Below are 19028 nucleotides of genomic sequence, written 5' to 3'. Positions count from 1 at the left end.
AAGGGCCGGCTAGTGGCGAGAGCCCGACGATGTGAACCGCTTTCCCTCAAAGAGCGCGCGGTCCGAGCCAAACGCCTTTGCCAGAAAATCGAGGGTCGCGCGGATTCGAGCGGTGCGCCGCAAATCGTCATGCGTGAGCAGCCACAACGCCGACCGCGGCTCATTCGTCGCCTTCCGGACGTGACGGCGAAGTCCCGGCGTCGGGTCACCCAAGTAACAAGGCAGCAAGGCGAGACCCAGCCCCGCGAGCGCCGCGTCCCGCGCCGCGGGAAGAGCATCGACGCGGCAGGCGATCCGCGCGGCATGGAGGTTCTCGTGAATCCATCGACCGATCGCGGTGCTCGCCAGTGCGTCGTCGAGCCCAATCCAATCGTGGACTAGCAGGTCCTTCGCTTTGTTCCGGGACAGGTATTCCTCTGATCCGTAAATCGCGTGCGCGATGTCCGCCATGCGCCGTCCCACCAAGATTTCGGGGGGGTCGGGCGTCGGCCGGATCGCGATCTCCGCCTCCCGTCGGCTGAGGTTTGCCATCGCATTCGAGATGGCCACCTCGAATTGGATCTCCGGATGTAGCTGCCGCATCGCGGGCAGGTGGCGCATAAGGATCGTGCCGAGCGTATCGGTCGTAGTAATCCGAACCAGCCCCGAAGGCCTCAGGTCCTGGCCCGCAAGCCGTCGCTCCAGGGTCAGCACCTCGTCTTCGAGCCGAGCTGCCGTCTCGGCCGCGGTCTCCCCAGCTGGCGTCGGCACATAGCCGTCGCGGAAGCGCTCGAACAGCCGAACCCCGATTTGCGCCTCGATGGCGCCCAGGCGACGGAACACGGTCGAGTGCGTCACGCCAAGCCGCCTTGCGGCTCCTGAAAGCGTGCCCTCCCGCACGACGCAGAGCACGAGACGCAAATCATCCCAGTCCATGCCTGTCCATTTCTGCAAACGGCGTTTTCCAAAATATAGAATGTCTGTTCTTCAGTGAACAACCCTAAATCCGGATATGGCAAGCGCCGGAGGTAAGGATGCAGGTTGAAGCGAGCCGAGGGACCACAATGGCCGTCGACCAGGCGGCCGGAGACCCGCGCCGGTGGCTGGCGCTGCCAATCCTTCTGATCGGCGCTTTCCTCCCGGTCCTCGACTTCAACGTGGTCAACCTGGCTCTCCCGGCCATCCGTCAGAACCTGGGCGCATCCTCAAGCGAGATCGAGTTCATCATCTCGGCCTACGCGGCGACGTACGCCGTCTTCCTGATCACCGGCGGGCGTCTAGGCGACCTGTTCGGCCGCAAACGCATGTTTATGCTGGGCGTCGCCGGCTTCACGCTGACGTCCCTCTTGTGCGCGATTGCCTGGTCGCCGAGCGTGCTGATCGTCGGCCGCATCCTTCAAGGTCTGACGGCGACAGCGATGGCCCCTCAGGTGCTCGCGTCGATCCGCGTCCTTTTCCCCGCCGCAGAGCAAGGGTTGGCGCTCGCGTTCTACGGCGCCACGTTCGGACTCGCGAACATTTGCGGTCAGGTGCTGGGCGGCGTTCTCATCTCGGCGCATCCGTTCGGCTTCGCTTGGCAAGCCATCTTCCTGATCAATCTTCCGATCGGCCTCGTCGCGCTGATCGGAAGCTCGATCGTGCTCCGCGACTCGCGCGCAGCGCATGCGCAGAAGCTCGATCTCGGTGGCGTAGCCCTTCTGTCGCTGGCCCTGGCGCTCCTGGTTTATCCGCTGGTCGAAGGGCGTGAGGCCGGCTGGCCTTCATGGATGATCGTGATGCTGGCCGCGTGCCCCATCGCTTTGCTGGCATTCACGCGGTTCGAAGCCCGCCTTTCCGCCCGCGGCGGCGATCCCCTGGTCGCGCTGTCACTCTTCCGCAGCAGCGCGTTCGTGGCCGGCCTGGTGATGGCGCTGGCGTTCTACATGCACTCGTCGTTCTATCTGACCTTCGCGGTCTACCTGCAGAGCGGGCTTCAACGATCGCCGATGGAAGCGGGCTTGGCAACGCTTCCGTTCGCGGTCGGCTATTTCGTGAGTTCGCTGTTCTCCGCCCCCGTGATGCAGCGCCTCGGGATCCGCGCCCTGACCCTCGGTTTCTTTCTTGAGATCCTGGGGTTCGGGCTTGTCCTGCTCGCGGTCACCAACGTGCTTCCCGGAGCTCTCGCAGTCGGGCTCGTGGGCGCAGGTCTCGGCTTCGGCGTCGTCATGCCGTCGGTGATCAAGGCCGTGCTTGGCGGCGTCGACCAGCGTCACGCAGGTCTCGCCTCGGGGATCGTGATCTCGACCCTCCAGATCGGCGCAGCGCTCGGCGTCGCCATCGTCGGCGGCATCTTCTATCGCGCGCTGGGAAGCGATCAGAGCGCCGCCGCTTACGCACACGCCTTTGCGCTCGCTCTCGCCGCCAACATCACTCTGATCAGCCTCGCGGCGCTCCTGTCGCTATGGCTCGCCGCTCACCAATCGAGCGCCGCACCCGCCGCTCCGGCGCCTAAGCCCCTCTGAACCGCAACCGACAACTTCGCCGAGGCTCCTGAAATGACCACCTACATGCACTACGCCACGCTCCTCGAAGCCTCAGCCGCGCTCCGCGCGCGAAAGGTGTCCGCCGTCGAGCTGACGCGTGCCTTGTTGGATCGCATCGCGAAAATCGATCCGTCGCTCCATTCATACGCGACCGTGACGCCTGATCTTGCCTTGAGGCAGGCTGAGGCCGCCGATGCCGAGATCGCCGCTGGAGACGATCGCGGTCCGCTTCATGGCGTCCCAATCGCCGTCAAAGACATTTGCAATACGGCGGGCATTGTGACGGCGGCGGGCATGACGATCCATGCCGATCACGTGCCTGACCATGACTCGACCGTGGTGAAGCGCCTGCGCGATGCGGGAGCAGTGCTGCTCGGCAAGCTGCAAAATACGGAAGGCGCCTTTGTCAGCCATCATCCCAAGATCAGCCCACCCCGCAATCCCTGGAATAGCGACTATTACGCAGGCGCATCATCGAGCGGCTCCGGCGTCGCGACCGCGGCCGGCCTTTGTTTCGGCGCTCTGGGCAGCGACACGGGCGGATCGATCCGGTTTCCGAGCGCGGCCAATGGCATTAGCGGGCTGAAGCCAACCTGGGGCCGTGTCAGTCGCTACGGCGTGTTCGCACTCGCCGAAAGCCTGGATCACATCGGACCGATGGCGCGCTCCGCGGCCGACGCCGGCGTCATGCTCGGTGCGATCGCCGGGCGGGACAGCAATGATCCCACGACCCTGAGCGCTCCCGTCCCTGATTACCTCGGCGAGATCGAGACGGGAATTCGCGCGGTCCGGATCGGGATTGACGCGGCCTACAACGAGACAGGCTGCGATGCGGTGACGGTCACAGCGGTGCGCGAAGCAAGAAGGGTCTTCGAAACGCTGGGTGCGAACGTCAAGGAAGTGACCTTGCCGGACCCGAGCGGCGTGATGGTGACGACCGCTTGGGGAACGATCTGCGCCCCCGAAACCGCCATCGCGCACAAAGCCACGTACCCGGCCCGCTCATCCGAATATGGCGGGCTTCGCAATCTCATTGAGGCTGGCCGCGCGGCCACGGGCATGGAGGTCATGGAGGCGCATCACAAGCGCCTCGCCTTCACCGGCAACCTCGCCGCGCTCTTTACTGAAATCGATCTGCTGCTGATCCCGACTCAGACGCGCGCCGATTTCACGCTCGCCCAGGAGCAGGAGCTCTTCGCCACGGCGGAAGGTCTTTCGGACTTCATCCGCTTCGCTACGCCCTTCGATATGTCCGGCAATCCGACAATCACCTTGCCGGGCGGTTTTTCTCCTAAAGGCTTGCCGCTGTCCTTCCAACTTGTGAGCCGCCCGCTCGACGAAGCGCTGCTTGTGCGCGCCGGCCACGCTTACCAGCAGGTCACCGATTGGCATCACCGGCATCCGCCGGTCTGACCTCCAGCGAAGGTCACGTTCGATGAAGTTGATGGTCGATGGAACATGGCGCGGCGAGATCCCGCCGACGCCCGAACTCGACGCGCAGAGGATGATTCATGCCGGACGCTTTCGCGAACGCATTGCGCCCGACGGATCGTCCCGCTTCCCGGCAGAAGCCGGGCGCTACCACCTCTACGTCTCGCCGGCCTGCCCATTTTCGCACCGTGTCATGGTCGTGCGTGCGCTGAAGCGGCTCGACGCTGTCGTCGACCACTCCGTTCTGCATCCACTCTGGGACACGCCGGACGGCTGGGTATTCGGCGACACGGCCCTGTCGACAGTCGATCGCGCCGGCAACGGGTTTCGGTGCCTGTACGAGGCCTATGGCACCTCATCACCGAACTACACGGGCAAAGTCACCGTCCCCGTCCTTTGGGATCAGCGCTCGCGGCGCATCGTCAGCAATGAGTCGCTGGAGATCGCGCACATGCTCAATGACGCATTCAATGAGCTCGGCGGCGGCGATCGCCTCGACCTCTCTCCCCCGGACCTGGAGCACGAACTCGAGCGATTGACCGCGCGCATCGCGAAGAGCCTCGCTGAAACTGTCTATGACGTCGCCGCCGCACGCGACCAGAGGGGATATGACGCGGCGATGGACGAGCTCTTCGGCTTCCTCGACCAGCTCGACCAGCAGCTCGACGACGGACGGCCCTTTCTTCTTGGCGAGCGCCCAACGCTCGCTGATGTCCTGGCCTATCCGCCGCTCGTGCGATTCGACGCGGTCTACAACCCGCTCTTCCGCGCAACCCGCAGGCGAGTGGCGGACTATCGGTGCCTGCCGGCATTCGTAAAGCGGATCCACGATCTGCCGGGCGTCGCCGCAACCACCCGATATGACCACATCCTGATGCATTACTACGATGGGGATTGGGCGGTCACGACCAGGCGCGGCATCGTGCCTGACCTTCCCTCGACAAACTGTCTGAAGGCGGCCTGACCTTGTTTCGCATGCAGGAGCCCGGGATTCGATGACCAGTTCCGCCCCGACCCGCCGGCCAGCCAGCAAGCCCATCTTCTATTACTCACCAGGTACGTGCTCGCTGGCACCGCACATCGTGCTCGAGGAGATCGGCGAGCCGTATGAGATGACTTTGATTTCCGCCTCTGGACCGCGGGAGGGTGAGGCGACGTCGACTCCGGCCTGGAAGGCGATCAATCCCAAAGCTCGCGTGCCGGCTCTGCTCGGTGTCGCCGGCCGGGTTGGCGGCGCGGACAACCTTCTCACAGAGGTGCCGGCCATCCTCACCTACCTGGCGCGCACGAATCCGGCGGCAAGGTTGCTTCCATCCGATCCGGCCGCCGAGGCCAGGTGCATCGAGTGGATGAGCTGGCTGTCCAGCGATCTACACTCAATGGCCTTCGCCCAGATGTGGCGAGCCCATCGTTTCACGACCGATGAGAACGGCCTCATAGCAGTCAGGGATCGCGGCCGCGAAAATGTCTGCAAGTGCTTCGCCTACATCGAACGCGTCCTCGCAGACGGCCGCGCATGGGCAGTCCCCGAAGGGTACAGCATCGTCGATCCCTATCTGCTCGTCTTTTACTACTGGGGCCGGACCCGCCTCAGCCTGGATATGGAAGGGCTTTGTCCCGCCTGGACGCGATTGAGCCAGGTGCTCGTGCAAAGGCCAGCCGTCCAGCGGGCGCTAACGAATGAAAGGATCGCTATTTTTCAAAGCGCATAGCGGGTGCGCTGTTGTGCCGGCCCGCGGGCAGCCGTGCGAAAGGACGGTGCTTCTGCCGCCAACTCGGCCACGCGATTCGCGAGACGCGCCTGCGGTCATGCCGACGGCGCAGCGGCCCTCCTGCTCGCCCGGACGCCCTTTGAAGCGGCTTCCTCAAAGCCGCCGACTGGCGCGACCGGTTGCCATTCGACCGGCAAGAATGCGCTCAGCGCCTCTTGGATGATCGCGGCCAAATGCTCCCCAACTGGCCCAATGTCTTTCTTGGGCCGAAGAAGGACCAAACCAAGGGACGGCAGTTCAGGCAAACCACAAGCGCCGGCATCCAGTGGACAAACAGCCGGGGGCAGCCCAATGGGAGTACGCACGGCGATGCCAAGGCCAGCGGCCGCTGCGGCCCAAAGGCCGGCCAGGCTAGGGCTGACGAATGCGATGCGCCAGGCCAACCCTTTCCTGTCCAACTGTTCGCACGCGATCGTCCGCAACACGCATGGGGCTTCGAGCATAGCGAGCGGCAGCGGCTCGCGATCAGCCGCTCTCCAAGCCGGCGCACATGAGGTCGATCCCAGCCAGCGAAGCGGCAACAGGCCAGCCATATGTCGCGTTGTGGCCGATGCGGAGCCATCATCCCAAGCCAAGGCGAGATCGAGTTGCCCTGACGCCAGCTTGTCGTGGAGCTCGTGATTGCGCGCGATCCGCCCTTCAATCCGGACTTTTGGATGGGCTCTGGCAAAGCGGCCCAGCACCTGCGGGAGCAATGTTTCGCCGAAGTCTTCCTGCAGCCCAAGCCGGATCCAGCCCTCCAGCTCGACGCCGCGCACCGCGCTTATCGCTTCGTCGTTGAGATCCAGGAGCCGTCGCGCGTAGGAAAGCAGCGCCTCGCCGCTATTCGTCAAAGTCAGTCCACGGCCAGACTTGCGCACCAGAGCGACATCCGCCTGGTCTTCGAGTTTCTTAAGCTGGGCGCTCACAGCCGAGGTCGAGCGCCCCAATCGGTTCGCCGCCAGCGCAAACGATCCGGCGTCGATGCCGGCGACAAAGGAGCGTAAAGCGTCCATGTCGAGATTGGTGAGGCGCATCCAACCGTCCCGAAAATCGGGATGAAGCGTCCCGAATAATCTGATTTTCAGGTTGATGGTGCGTCTGCACAGTAGGCGATGTCAACCCTTACCGTGGAGCACGCCATGCCATTCACCCGGATTTCCTTGCTCGCCGGCAAATCGTCCGAATACTTAGCGGCGATCTCGGCAAGTCTCGACCGTGCGCTCGTTGAGTGCTTTGAGACGCCAGAGAACGATCGGTTTGCCATCATCCATCAGCATCAGCCGAATGAACTGATCTTCGACCCCACCTACAAAGGTGGTCCGCGTTCACCGGATTTCACTCTGTTTCACGTCACGACGGGCAAGGTCCGATCGCCCGAGACGAAGCGCGCGTTCTATAGCCGTCTCGTTGAGCGGTTGGCCGAAGCGCCAGGCATCAGACCCGAGGACGTAATGGTGGTGGTCGCCAACTCCGCGCTCGACGATTGGTCCTTTTCTTCCGGACTGTGTGCAGGCGATGATGGCCGATGATCCGTCCAAAACGAACAGGGCGGCTTGCGCCCAGGCGATGACAGTTCAGCGGGCGGGAAGCGGTGTCATGCCTGGCCCGAGCGGATACGCGACTGGCCCCTTCTTCATGCAGATCCTATTGTCGAGCCAGAACGAGGGCGAGATGACGGCGCTCCGCGCCTACTTTCAGCCAGGCGCCGCTTCGCTCTGGCACAGCCACCCGCGGGGGCAACTACTTTTCGTGCTGGATGGTGTGGGGTTCGTTGAGCGTGAAGGCGGGGAGGTGACCGAAGTCCGAGCGGGCGACAGTATCTGGTTCGCTCCGGGTGAGCGTCATCGTCACGGCGCAACCGAGCAGTGCCCGTTCAGCTATCTGAGCGTCCAGCCGGTGAAGGACGGATGCACTGTCACTTGGGACGACTCGGCCACGACGCACGCCAGTAATTGAACCGGACCCGTGACTCTTACCCAGGAGTCATCGCTAGAAGACTGCGGCGTCGCCGCCGCTGCCGCGCACCCGCGCATCCAGCGCGCGCGAAGATCGAAGGGTCACCATCTCGAAGTGGAATAAGCCAGACCACCCTGAACGCTCGGCTGCGACTGACGCTCGCCGTTCGGTCGCCTCCCGCCGGCGTACTCATGCGTCCGTTGCGGGGACGGGCGCGCGCCCAACTTTGGGATTTAAGGCCAACGGCACTATCGCGACCAGAGCCGAGACAGCAGCCATCGCGAAAGGTCCCGCGTTCGAGGCGCCAGCGACAAGTCCTCCCAATGGACCGCCAACAGCAACCCCCAAGTCCCACGCCGACGTCACGGCGCCCACGGCCGCGGTGCGCTCTTGGGGATTGGCGGCTTCCGTGACCAGGCTCGTCACGCTCGGAATCAGCAGAGACAGTCCTGCACCTGCGACTGCCGTCGAGACGAAGGCCAGCCACTCCACATGCACCACGGACAATCCCGCGAGTCCGAGCGCTTCAACCACGAAGGCCGAAACAAGGACCCGCCGGCCACCGAAGCGGGCAGCATATCCGCTGCCCAGGAAGCGCGCGATCATGAACGCGATTCCGAAGACGGTCAGGGCGAAGTTCTGGCCCGGAAAGCCAAGAGCCGCAAAGCGCGGCACCAGAAACGCTGCGATCACCCCATATCCGACGCTGCAAAACACCCCTGAAGCGCCGGGCACCCACGCTGCCCTCGGAAACAGCGAGCGGCGGACATTCGATTTGGTGAATGAACGCCGATCATCGGGCCGTGTGGACGCGGCCAGACCCCACGCAAGCATGGGAATGATGCTCGAGGCGATCCAGACACTGCGATACGTGCTGAGCGACAGTATCGCCGTTCCAAGCATCGGACCGCACGCCAGCCCCATCCACATCGCGAGGCCAAAATGTCCTGCGACCTTGCCTCGCTGCGATTGCTCCGTGTGAGTCAGAATCCACCCAACGGACCCAGTGAAAAGTGCGCCTTCGCCGGCGCCGAGGAAGAGGCGGGCGAGCACCAAGACCGGGAGGTTTGTCGCCACGATATGTCCGATGCCGCCAATCAGCCCGAGAATGGCTCCGGCAATCGCAACGCGACGCCCGCCATTCTGATCGGCTAATCGTCCCGATATCGGGCGAGAGAACATGGTCGCCAGCGAGCCGATCGTCACAGCCAAGCCGGCAGTGATCGCATCGGCGCCGAAGCGCTCATGGGCATAAGCGGGCATCACCTGAATCGTCATGCCGATCGCGCTGAACCCGAGGAAGGTCGCCGACCAGAGCCGCCGGTAAGGCACCGCCGCGCCACTCTGGGATGATTGATTCGTTTCAGCTCGCACCATCACCGATCTCGCATATTGTTTGGTGACATCTTACGGTTTTGCTTGCATGACTCTATTGAGTTATAATTTGCAAGGTTATGCTGGACGCGCATGAACACACGTGACCTGGAAGCGTTTCTCGCCGTCGTAGAGGCCGGCTCCATCGTCGGAGCCTCGGCACGTCTCCACATCACCCAGCCTGGCGTGAGCCGTCGCATTCAGAGCCTGGAGGAGCAACTCGGCGTCGCATTGCTCGACAGACAGTCAAAGCCGCTGAAGCCGACCGCCGCCGGCCGAGAAACCTACGAGCACGGCCGGCGCATGCTGCGGCTATTCGAAGATCTCAAGACGGGATTGTCACCGGACGGGGCAATCGCCGGAGAATTTCGGCTCGGGATTTCGCCCTACCTGTCGGAGGTCGGCATAACGACGCTTGCTGATCGGCTCCGCGACGGCTTTCCAGATCTCACGCTGCGCATCACGATCGGCTGGCCAGAGCAGCTCCTAGAGCAGCTGCGTCGCAGTGAGATTGACGTCGCCGCGTTTTGCCTCCCTGATGGATTGAATCCACCAACCGAGATCGAGGCAGACGCCTTAGACGTCCAGCCGGTACGCGTCGTGGCCCCGACCTCGCTGGATTTGCCAGCTCGCCCTAAGCTGAAGGATCTCTCTCCCTTTCCCTGGATCATCAATCAGGACGGCTGCGGTTTCCGGAGTGCTATTCAGCGCCGGTTCGAGCAAGCCGATCTTCCGCTGCGAATAGGCATTGAAGCGCTGAGCTCGGACCTTCGCCTATCTCTGGTCGCTGGCGGGCTGGGAATCACGCTCGCGACCCAAGCTGCAGTCGACGCCAGCCCGCTGCGCCGCTCTCTTCGAACTGTTCCTGTGCAGGACTTCGCGCCCAGGGTCAGGGCCTGGATCGTCCGCCGCCCGCCCGCCGGCAGACTTGTACGACCGATCGAGTGCCTCAAGGACGCTCTGGGCGTCGCGCTCGATCAAAGGCCTCGTTCGAAGCGGCGTTGACCACCCCACGTGCTGTCATGGGCCAAGTGCTTTTACCCCACGTGCTCACTACTCAATCGGCCACAGGGAGGCCGGGCAGTTCGGGATAGCGCTCGCGCAACATATCGAGGAAGGGACGAAGGGAAGGATTCTGATTGCTTAGCCGCCAATAGGCCCGAAAACCCAACCGCGTCGGCTTGTCGTTGTCGTGCACACCTCGGAATGTAACTCCAGGATACGTGGCGCCCGTCGCGCCCTCGAGGGCGAGCGCAATTCCCCAGCCAGCCCCCACAAGGGTCAAAAGGCGATCGGCCGACACGTCCTGGCGCAACACGGGGCACGGGTTTTGATCTCCCAATTTTCTCAAAAGCAGTTGCAAAAATTCGGGCCCTGGACCGCGTTGCGGTAGTAGCAACCGCTGCCCCCGCAGATCCGCCCATTGAACATTATCTTGTTGCGCGAGCGCGTGGTCCCCCGGCAGAGCGACGACGAAACGCTCGCTCCAGACAGAAAGCGACTTGCCGGTCCATCGATGGTTCCCCTCAACGACAAACGCGATGTCGAGCGCGGAACTCTCCAAGTCGGAAATCAGATGATCGCTCGATCCATCGACAAGATGGATCTCGACATCGGGGTAACGTCGGCGGTGCTCAATGAGTGAAGCTCGAAGATTCCCCGCCGAAAGCGCCGCATGCACCCCGATCGAAAGACTTCCGCTCTCGCCCCGGCTGCGAATTTTGAACCGCTCGCTAATGGCCTCCGTTTCCTCGACGATCCGCCTCGCCCTTTCGAGGAAATCTTGACCCTCTTTCGTCGGACGCGTCCCACCATTTGTCCGTTCGAACAGCGCTGAACCGAGTTGATATTCAAGATCGCGCACGCGCCGGCTAACGGTTGATTGTCGGACATGGAGAGCTTCAGCAGCCTGCCGTAGGCTTCGATGCTGAGCGACAACAATGGCCCATCGAAGATCCCGTAGTTCGATGTTCATCCTTTGCCCACCGCATCGAGCGCAGGCCACAGGCCCGCCATCCTGGTGCCAGTCTCACGGCGAACGCGACAGGGAAATCGCTCGCGAATGAGCCGCGCGAGATGCGCAAGGTCTGCCGGCGCTAGCAGATGTTGACCACGCCTCACGCTGCCCCCGGCTTCGAGTTGCGCGCCGCATCGCCGCCCAGGCGGAGGAAACCACGGCGAGCCAAAAGCGAGGGGCCGCTGCCTCAGCATCGTCACTGGTCGCGGCGTAGGGTGAGCAATGCACAAGCTTTCCAGGAGGTTTTCACCTACGCCGCGCTTTTGAGGAGCCAAGCATCGCGAGCTATGAGGAAGTTTCGTAGCCTGACGTGGTAGTCGTCCGTCACTGCATTCATGACGCTCGGTCGGGTGGCCAGGATGGCGCGCCACGTACGCACCTTTGGCGTCTCTATGAACACCCCGGTGTCAGTGATGGCGTCGAACACATCGAAGTACCGGAAGATCGGCGCAAAGACCGCATCGACAAGGCTGAAACGCTCGCCGGCGAAATATGGGCCTTGGCCCAGCTCGGCCTCCACGCGGCCAAACTTGTCGACGAGCGCTTTGCGCTTCACCTCGAAGGCATCAGCGTCCTTCGCAGTCTCGAAACCCCAGAGATCCGACAGGATGGACGAGCCGAATTCTATCCAACCGCGGTGCCGGGCGCGCTCCAACGGGTCTACGGGATGGAGGAGGACGCTCCGCAGCGTGTCCTCAAGATATTCGCAAATGACCGCGCTCTCAAACAGGACGAACTCGGCGCCGTCGCCTCTCTCGACTATCAGCAAAGGTACCTTCCCGAGAGGGGAGATGGCTCGAAACCACTCCGGCTTGGCGGAGAGATCGACATAGCGGCGCTCAACGCGCTCGCCCTTTTCGGTCAGCGCTATGGCTGCCCGTTGGACGTAGGGGCAAAGGTGGTGGCTGACTAGGGTAAGCTTCGCATTAAACATTGCGTGAGCGAGGAGATGACGGGGTCATCTGGACCTCCCCTTTGTTAGTTGTCCGAGCTCATTTCGACCCGAAGACAATTCAACCACGCAGCGCCGCCGCACTATTGGTGGCCCATTCCGAGAAGGTGCGGGGCGGTCGCCCAAGCAGATCGGCGACGGCCTGCGTTGGGGGGTACATCCTCCCGGCCTTTACGCTCGCAAAATATCGCAGGATAAAGTCGACGTCGGATTCAGGCGCGCCGAAGTTGAGCATCGCTTGGCGCCAGGCATCCGCGCGGACGTCGTGGTAAGTGATTATGCGGCCGATCGCCTGGCCGATCTTGTCGGCGGCCTGTGCGAAGCTGATCCGTTCGGCGCCCGATACCTCATATATGACGCCGTCGTGGCCCGGCGTGGTTAGGAGCTTCGCGGCACAAGCCGCGATGTCGTATGGGTCGATGAAGCTGTCCATCCCTTCGCCCGCCGGGACGGAAATCCTACCTTCTGCCCGATCCAGCCACATCAGGAAGTTAGAGGCGAAGATGCACGGACGCAGAATCGTCCAGCCCACGCCTAGCGATTGGAGATGCTGCTCGCTCTTGGCGCGGGCCTGGGCATGCGGCACGTCGGCCATGAAATCGGCGTTCACGTGTCGGCCGATGAGGCTGACGATGTGGCTGACACCGGCCGCCTTCGCGGTGTCGAAGGCGTTCCCTTCCATCACACCGATGTTCAACCCTGCTGCCAGCACAAACGCCTTGTCCACCCCGGCGAACGCCGGGGGAAGCGTGTGCGGGACTTCGAGATCACCCTGAACGACCTCTACCTCACCGTCGAATTTCGCGGCGCGGTCCGGATCGCGCGTAAGGACGCGCACGCGGGCGCCGCCTTCGAGCAATAGCGGCACCAGGTGGGTGCCGACGTTGCCAGTTGCGCCGGTCACGAGGATCAAGGGCTGGGTCATGGTAGGAGCTCTCCTGGATTTCGGTGACGGGCGTCAGGCGAAGGCTGCGGCGTGGGCCTTGGTCCATTCATCGAACGAGCGGGCCGGGCGGCCGAGGAGGTTCGCCACAGTGTTGGTCGGCGGGAATACCTTCCCGTCCCGCACGCCGACGAACATCGTGATGAACGATTCAGCGGTGGGTGGATGAAATCCTCCAGCCAGAAAGCCCTGCAGTAGCGTGTCGGGAGGGATGTCCTGGTACCCCACGGTTTTTCCCGTCGCAGTCGTGAGTTTCTGAGCGACCTCGGCGTAACTCAGAGCCTCGCTCCCGGTGATCTCGTAGATCCTGCCGTCGCGCCCTGGGGTGGTCAGCAGCTTGGCTGCGCATGCCGCGATATCAGCGGGGTCCAGGAAGGAGTCTTTGCCGTCGCCGCAGGGCAGATGGATCGTGTTGCTCCGACGGTCGACCAGCATAAGGGTGTTGGATGCCCAGGAGCCCGGCCGCAGGATCGTCCACGCGATCCCGAGGGATTGAAGTCGCTGTTCGCTTTCCCGGTGCCACCCCGCCAATGGCGTCGCCGCGAAAAAGTCGGCGTTGATGTGCCTGGCCGACAGCTTAACGATGTGTTTCACGCCGGCCGCCTTCGCGGCCGCGTAGGCGTTCGTCTCCTGCTCCAGGAGAGTGGGAAAGTTGGCGAGGACGAACAGTTCGTCCACGCCGGCAAAGACCGGCGGCAGTGTCTCGGGCTTCTCAAGGTCGCCCTGGATCACCTCGACGGAGGGTCCGAACTTCGCCGCCTTCGCAGCATCGCGAGTGAGCACGCGGACCCGCTCGCCTTGCGCCACCAATTGCGGGACGAGTTCGCTTCCGACGGTGCCGGTGGCACCCGTAACCAAAATTCGGGGTTTCGACATGGATCAAGCTCCTGTGGTGGGCGATTGCGCGGCTTGGCTGCGAGTTGGTCCAAATTCTCGCCGCAGCCACTCGTCGTAGGTCAGGGGCTTGCGACCGAGGATCTCCTCGGCGGTGCCGGTCAGGTACCACTTGCCGGCGCGAATAGTTTCGAAGAACTCGACCATGATGTCGGCGATGAATGGCGGCACGCCCCGGCCAACGATCGCACCCCGCGCGCTCTTGGCAGCCATGTCCACGAAGGTCGTCGCATTGCCAGTCGCGTTTGTGATGGCTTGCGCGATCTCCGGCCCTGTCAGCGCTTCGGACGTGAGTTCGTAGACCTGTCCGGTGTGCCCCTCTGTCGTCAGCACGCGCGCGGCCACCGCGGCGATATCTTCGGGCGCGATCACGCAGACCTTGCTGCCAGCCAGCGGCTCGGAGACGATGCCGTTTTCCCTGTCCCAAGCCCAGGCGAACGGCGTGTCCGGCATGAAGCGGGTTGGACGCAGAATCGTCCAGGCGAGGCCGGAAGCGCGAAGATTCCCTTCGCTCACCCCATGGGCCGCCCAGAGAGAATCCGCCGAACCCAAGGTGCCGGCGCCGAAATTCGAGAGGTAGACGAGATGCTGCGCGCGGGCCGCCCGCGCGGCGGCGAACGCGGCCGCCTCGATCGTGATCAGGTCCGGGCCGGGCGGAGCGAGAACAAACACCTTGGCCGCACCCTTGAACGCGGCCCCGAGTGTTGCAGGCCTGGCAAGGTCGCCTTCGAAGATTGTCACGCCGGAGCCGAACAGGTCCTTGGCCCGGGCCACGTCGCGCGTCAGAACACGCACGCTCTGCCCGGATTCGAGCAGCAATCGCACGACGTGGCGACCAACGGTGCCGGTTGCGCCGACGACAAGGATTTGCGTTTGGGTCATCGCCGGGTCTCGCTCAAGGAGGTTGCTCTTGTCAGGGCCGCGGCCGGTTGGACCTCGGCAAGGCCGCCGTTCGGGCCACCCTGGCGTCCCTCACCGAATATCGCGCCCTCGAGTTGGCGCAGCCGATCATCGACGTGGTCGAACGGGCTCGCATCCATGGCGACGAGAAGCGCGCAAGCGCTGCGCCAGACTCCGTGCAGCCAACGGAGCGAAGCTGCGGCGAGCCTCATGGCTTCAGCGCTCCGGCATTGGCGCGCATCCAATCTTCGAGATTGCGCGCCGGCCGGCCCAGGATCAGCGGAACCGTGGGCTCGACGAACATCTTCCCCGACTTCACAATGCCGAAATATTTGATGATCGACTCTGCTTGGCGCTGCTTCATCCCCGACTGGAGAAGCGCACTCATGACATCTTCCGGCGGCGTATCCACGAACGTCAGCTTTGCGCCGGTGAAGGCCGCGACCCGGTCGACGATCTCCTGGAAGCTGACCCGCTCCGGGCCCGTCATCTCGTAGATCTTCCCCTCGTGTCCGGGCTCGGTCAGCGTCTTGACGGCGACCGCGGCAATGTCGAACGGGTCGATCGGCGTGTCCTTCCCGTCGCCCACCGGCAGGAAAAGTCCACCCCGCTGCATGATTCCGAATTGCAGGATGTTCGAGAAGAAGAACCCCGGGCGCAGGATCGTCCACGCGACGCCTAAGGCCTGCAATCGTCGTTCGCTCTCGCCGTGCCACTCGGCTGTTGTCGTGCCGGCAAGCTCCGGCCAATCCGCCGTGCGCCCCCCCAACTTCACGATGTGCTTCGCGCCCGCCGCCTTGGCCGCGTCGAAAGCCGCGCCCTCCAGCACGTCCAGGTCCCAGCCATTGGCAATGACGAAGACCTTGTCGGCTCCTTCAAATGCCGGAGGCAGACTGGACGGATCGCTCAGGTCCCCGACCACGATCTCGGCGCGCGGGTCGAGCTTCGCCGCCTTGGCTCTGTCCCGCACCATCGCGCGGACCGAATGGCCTGCCTCCGCCAGCTGTCGGACCGTCTGGGTTCCGGCGGTGCCGTTGGCGCCAGTCACGAGGATTTTTTCGGCCGCCATGAGATACTCCTGAGTGTGTTCGATTTCCGGGAAAGCGGTTTCGCCGCGCCTGGTCAGGCGGCTGCGGACATCCCGCCGTCGACATCGAACGTCGTTCCCGTGACGAAAGCGGCCGAAGGCGAGGCGAGGAAGGCGACGATTTCGGCGACCTCCTCGCTCGTGCCAAACCTGCCGAGCGGGATGCGGGTGGGCAGCGCAGCGCGGAAGCCTGCGAGCGCTTCGGCTGGCACGCCGAGCTTGTCGAACGCGGGCGTTTCGGTCGGCCCGGGCCGGACGGCATTCACTCGGATGCGACGCGGGGCGAGCTCGATCGCCAGGGCGGTGACGAGGCCTTCAAGAGCGCCCTTCGTCGCGGTCACGACCGACCAGTTGGGGATGCCGCGCCGCACCCCCACCGAGGTGTTGAAGGCGACCGAGCCGCCTTCAGCAATGAGCGGCAACACCTTCTGAAGCGTGAAGTACTGACCTTTGACATTGACCGCGAAGTGGTCGTCGAACGCGGCTTCATCGACCGCTTCGATCGGAAGCATCTTGGAGACGCCCGCATTCAGGAAGACGAAGTCGAGGTGACCGAACTGCTTTCTCACCGCATCGGCGACAAGGTCTGCATCGGCGAGCCTGCGCGCATCGGCCTTGATGATCACCACCTCGCCCGGCAACGCCTGCCGCGCCGCCGCTAAAGTGTCTGGGTTACTGCCTGTGACAACGACCGCGTATCCCCGCTCGTGCAGGAGGCGGGCCGTTGCCAGCCCAATTCCGCTCGTCCCGCCCGTGATCAGCGCCACCAACTTTTTTGTCATTAGGAACCCCTCTACCCACGTCCAATGCGGGTGGTTGCAATTTCTTAGGCTTTCCTACATAAATAAGGCTCCCGGTAGCGGTCAAGGATTATTTAGGTTTGCCTACAAAAATGTCAGAGGTACGAAAACGTGGGCGGCCCCCGAAGTTCGATCGGGACGCGGCGCTGGCTGCCGCCATGGAGCTGTTCTGGGAGAAGGGTTATGAGGGCACGAGCCTGGATGACCTGCTAGCCGCCATGGGCGGCATCCGCCCCCCGAGCCTTTACGGCGCCTTCGGATCCAAAGAGCAGCTCTTCTACGAAGCCGTGGAGCTGCAGGCCAAGACGATAGGCGCAAGGCCAATCGAGGCTCTGGAAGCAGGCAAAACGGCCCGTGATGGCGTCGAGGCGATGCTGCGTGCAGGCGTCGACATCTACCGGAGCTCGGACCGACCGGCAGGCTGCCTAGTCTTTCTTGGCGCAATCAATTGCGCGCCCGCCAGCAAGGGCGTGCAAGACAAGATGGTCGGCTACCGCGCCGCTGTTGCAACTGTCCTTAGGCGCAGGCTCCGACGCGGGATCGCTGAGGGAGACCTGCCGGTAGGGTGCGATGTAGAACCGCTGATCTCGCTCTATACCACGGTGTTCACCGGACTGCCGTTGCGCGCCCGAGACGGCGCGTCGCGTGAAGAATTGTTGTTGGCAGCGACCGCGTCGATGGCCGCCTGGGACAGTCTTACCCACGGCGTGAACCGGAGCAGCAGCGCCGCGCGCAAGACGCGGAAAAAATGATGCTGAAGCTCTTTCATGCGCCCGATTCGCGCTCGTCGCGATTCATTTGGCTGCTTGAGGAGCTCGGGGCGGATTACGAGCTTGTCTATTGCGCGATCAAACGACGCAGCGGCATCGGTACGAGGGATCCCAGCAACCCGCATCCGGAAGGAAGAGTCCCAGCGCTGCTCCACGGCAACCGGCTGGTCACTGAGCAACTCGGGATTGCGCTATACCTTCTCGAGCTCTTCCCAGACTCCGAGCTCGGCGTTCCCCCTGGCTCCGACGAACGAGGCGCGTTCCTCTCTTGGCTAGGATTTTGGGCGAGCGAGGCAGACCCCGCTTACAATGCGAGAATGTTTTATGCCGATCGGCTGGACCCGACGACGGAAAGAGACAGCGCCCGCGTCACCGCGCGCGTGGCAAACACACTGTCGCGGTCGCCCTATTTGATGGGCCATCGCTTCACCGCGGTCGACCTTTTTACCTCAGGACCTTTTGAATGGGATCCCGAGTTGGCTGACCAGAAGCGGGACGATTGCGGCTTGGCTTGCTCGCCTGGCGACGCGGACAGCAGCACAACGCGCGGCTGCGCTGGATCGGCCTGCCGATGCCTGACATCGCGGCCCGGGTGAACGCTGCGACGCGCACGTGGCGAGTCCCTATCAACACGCTGTTTTTGATCTCGGTTTGTATTGCCTTTCCGACGCGCGCTGACACGCCCGCCGTGCTGGACGTCGAGCATGCGCCGATCGTGGTAGCGGATTTGGAAAAGGCGCAGGACGATTTTCGCGCGATCGGTTTCGCAATTAAGCCCGGTCGCCCGCATGCCGATGGGATCCGCAACGCACATGTAAAGTTTCCAGACGGGACCGAGCTGGAGCTGATCACCGCGCCGGCACCCAAGGACGAACTGACTGCTGAATATTATGCCAAGGCACGGCGCGGTGATGGGCCAATATACTATGGATTGTGGGCCGCCGACACGCGCACGATGGAAATGCGGATCAAGACCATCGGTGCTCCTGTCGAACGCGAGGGATACCTTCTAACTTTCCCTTCGGGACACCCATTGCACCATCTCTTTTTCGGCTCTGGAGAGAATTCGCCAACAGATCGTCCCGAACATTTCGCACATTCGAATTCAGCTATCCGGATGTCTGGATATTGGGTCCGCGGGAATAGCGAGGAACAGGCCTTGCTAACCCAGCTCGGTGTACGATTCCGCCGCGCTAAGCCTTGTGGCCCGCTTGGCGAAGTCGAGGTGGCACGCCTGCCACGCGGCGAGGTCCTCTTCACGTCTCAGGGACCACACGACGGAACGATGATCGGGGCCCGAATTGAAGTTACCAACCTACAGCTCGCGAAAGCCGTAATGGAGAAAGGCGGGCTCAAGCCCACGAGCTATTCGGGCTGCGCTTCGCTTTGGCTTCCGCCGAACCGGGCTCATGGCATCTGGTTAGAATTCGTTCCTGCACGGAAGTAGAAGGCCGGGCAGCGCGGCACCACTGACGGCGCCCGATTTTGCCGATTGGTGGCTGGCCCCATCAAGGAGGGAAGGGTTTGTCGAGATTGTTGTCTGCCGCGATCGCATTTCTCTTTGCGGCGATCGCCGCTCTCTTCGCTTTCACTTGGTACGAACGTTATTGGGTCTGGCGCGACTGCTTCAATGAGCTTGGTCGCTGCTA

The 19028-nt window shown here is 63.2% G+C and carries 20 protein-coding genes; 10 read left to right on the top strand and 10 right to left on the bottom strand.

Translation table 11 applies throughout. The features are described 5' to 3' along the window. Positions 1–9: 9 nt before the first annotated feature. On the bottom strand, positions 10–915 hold the full coding sequence (locus ACVW17_RS06280) for a LysR family transcriptional regulator (protein ID WP_456796901.1): 906 nt from the start codon (positions 913–915) through the stop codon (positions 10–12). A gap of 128 nt (positions 916–1043) precedes the next feature. Here ACVW17_RS06280 and ACVW17_RS06275 point away from each other — a divergent pair, with 128 nt between their 5' ends. The 4 genes from ACVW17_RS06275 to ACVW17_RS06260 are packed head-to-tail and all read left to right on the top strand — an operon-like array spanning position 1044 to position 5644. Beyond that, complete coding sequence (locus ACVW17_RS06275) at positions 1044–2480, top strand: MFS transporter (protein WP_456796900.1); 1437 nt, start codon at positions 1044–1046, stop codon at positions 2478–2480. Between the two features lie 33 nt (positions 2481–2513). Next, entirely contained in the window at positions 2514–3914 is a 1401-nt protein-coding gene (locus ACVW17_RS06270; protein ID WP_456796899.1) for an amidase, read from the top strand. Between the two features lie 22 nt (positions 3915–3936). After that, entirely contained in the window at positions 3937–4896 is a 960-nt protein-coding gene (locus ACVW17_RS06265; protein WP_456796898.1) for a glutathione S-transferase C-terminal domain-containing protein, read from the top strand. A gap of 31 nt (positions 4897–4927) precedes the next feature. Then, positions 4928–5644: a glutathione S-transferase family protein gene (locus ACVW17_RS06260; RefSeq protein ID WP_456796897.1), complete on the top strand. Its 717-nt coding sequence runs from the start codon at positions 4928–4930 to the stop codon at positions 5642–5644. Positions 5645–5739: 95 nt separating this feature from the next. Here ACVW17_RS06260 and ACVW17_RS06255 read toward each other — a convergent pair whose 3' ends face one another. After that, positions 5740–6720: a LysR substrate-binding domain-containing protein gene (locus tag ACVW17_RS06255; protein ID WP_456796896.1), complete on the bottom strand. Its 981-nt coding sequence runs from the start codon at positions 6718–6720 to the stop codon at positions 5740–5742. A gap of 105 nt (positions 6721–6825) precedes the next feature. On the opposite strand from ACVW17_RS06255, the gene ACVW17_RS06250 reads away from it, so the two are divergent. Together ACVW17_RS06250 and ACVW17_RS06245 are read left to right on the top strand one after the other, a co-directional pair. Beyond that, entirely contained in the window at positions 6826–7215 is a 390-nt protein-coding gene (locus tag ACVW17_RS06250) for a tautomerase family protein (RefSeq protein WP_456796895.1), read from the top strand. Next, entirely contained in the window at positions 7205–7642 is a 438-nt protein-coding gene (locus ACVW17_RS06245; protein WP_456796894.1) for a cupin domain-containing protein, read from the top strand. Before ACVW17_RS06250 ends, ACVW17_RS06245 begins: the two co-directional genes overlap by 11 nt. Before the next feature lie 189 nt (positions 7643–7831). Here the strand turns inward: ACVW17_RS06245 and ACVW17_RS06240 are convergent, their stop codons facing one another. After that, complete coding sequence (locus ACVW17_RS06240) at positions 7832–9019, bottom strand: MFS transporter (RefSeq protein WP_456796893.1); 1188 nt, start codon at positions 9017–9019, stop codon at positions 7832–7834. A 90-nt stretch (positions 9020–9109) separates the two neighbouring features. On the opposite strand from ACVW17_RS06240, the gene ACVW17_RS06235 reads away from it, so the two are divergent. Further along, entirely contained in the window at positions 9110–10021 is a 912-nt protein-coding gene (locus tag ACVW17_RS06235) for a LysR family transcriptional regulator (protein ID WP_456796892.1), read from the top strand. Positions 10022–10073: 52 nt separating this feature from the next. Here ACVW17_RS06235 and ACVW17_RS06230 read toward each other — a convergent pair whose 3' ends face one another. From ACVW17_RS06230 to ACVW17_RS06200, 7 genes are all read right to left on the bottom strand, one after another. Next, positions 10074–10991, bottom strand: a complete 918-nt coding sequence (locus ACVW17_RS06230; protein ID WP_456796891.1) for a LysR substrate-binding domain-containing protein — start codon at positions 10989–10991, stop codon at positions 10074–10076. A 292-nt stretch (positions 10992–11283) separates the two neighbouring features. Continuing rightward, on the bottom strand, positions 11284–11967 hold the full coding sequence (locus ACVW17_RS06225) for a glutathione S-transferase family protein (protein ID WP_456796890.1): 684 nt from the start codon (positions 11965–11967) through the stop codon (positions 11284–11286). Positions 11968–12046: 79 nt separating this feature from the next. Next, positions 12047–12910 carry an NAD(P)H-binding protein gene (locus ACVW17_RS06220; RefSeq protein ID WP_456796889.1) on the bottom strand — a complete coding sequence of 288 codons (864 nt, stop codon included), beginning with the start codon at positions 12908–12910 and terminating at the stop codon, positions 12047–12049. Positions 12911–12943: 33 nt separating this feature from the next. Next, positions 12944–13804 (bottom strand): SDR family oxidoreductase, encoded by an 861-nt coding sequence (locus ACVW17_RS06215; protein ID WP_456796888.1) that lies wholly within the window; start codon positions 13802–13804, stop codon positions 12944–12946. Between the two features lie 3 nt (positions 13805–13807). After that, entirely contained in the window at positions 13808–14704 is an 897-nt protein-coding gene (locus ACVW17_RS06210) for an NAD(P)H-binding protein (protein ID WP_456796887.1), read from the bottom strand. A gap of 226 nt (positions 14705–14930) precedes the next feature. Further along, positions 14931–15791 carry an SDR family oxidoreductase gene (locus ACVW17_RS06205; RefSeq protein ID WP_456796886.1) on the bottom strand — a complete coding sequence of 287 codons (861 nt, stop codon included), beginning with the start codon at positions 15789–15791 and terminating at the stop codon, positions 14931–14933. A 53-nt stretch (positions 15792–15844) separates the two neighbouring features. Further along, complete coding sequence (locus tag ACVW17_RS06200) at positions 15845–16591, bottom strand: SDR family oxidoreductase (protein ID WP_456796885.1); 747 nt, start codon at positions 16589–16591, stop codon at positions 15845–15847. A gap of 176 nt (positions 16592–16767) precedes the next feature. Here ACVW17_RS06200 and ACVW17_RS06195 point away from each other — a divergent pair, with 176 nt between their 5' ends. Genes ACVW17_RS06195 through ACVW17_RS06185 form a run of 3 tightly spaced genes read left to right on the top strand, consistent with a single transcriptional unit; the run spans position 16768 to position 18826 of the window. Further along, positions 16768–17361, top strand: a complete 594-nt coding sequence (locus ACVW17_RS06195; RefSeq protein WP_456796884.1) for a TetR/AcrR family transcriptional regulator — start codon at positions 16768–16770, stop codon at positions 17359–17361. Then, positions 17361–17975 carry a glutathione S-transferase family protein gene (locus tag ACVW17_RS06190; protein ID WP_456796883.1) on the top strand — a complete coding sequence of 205 codons (615 nt, stop codon included), beginning with the start codon at positions 17361–17363 and terminating at the stop codon, positions 17973–17975. Before ACVW17_RS06195 ends, ACVW17_RS06190 begins: the two co-directional genes overlap by 1 nt. Next, the gene (locus ACVW17_RS06185) at positions 17951–18826 is read left to right on the top strand and encodes a VOC family protein (protein WP_456796882.1); all 876 of its coding nucleotides are present in this window, start codon (positions 17951–17953) and stop codon (positions 18824–18826) included. The genes ACVW17_RS06190 and ACVW17_RS06185 overlap by 25 nt, the downstream gene beginning before the upstream one ends. Positions 18827–19028: the final 202 nt, after the last annotated feature.

The organism is Bradyrhizobium sp. USDA 4473 (assembly GCF_054063335.1).
Note: the sequence above shows the minus strand (reverse complement) of the source record. Positions and strands in the feature narration are given on the sequence as shown.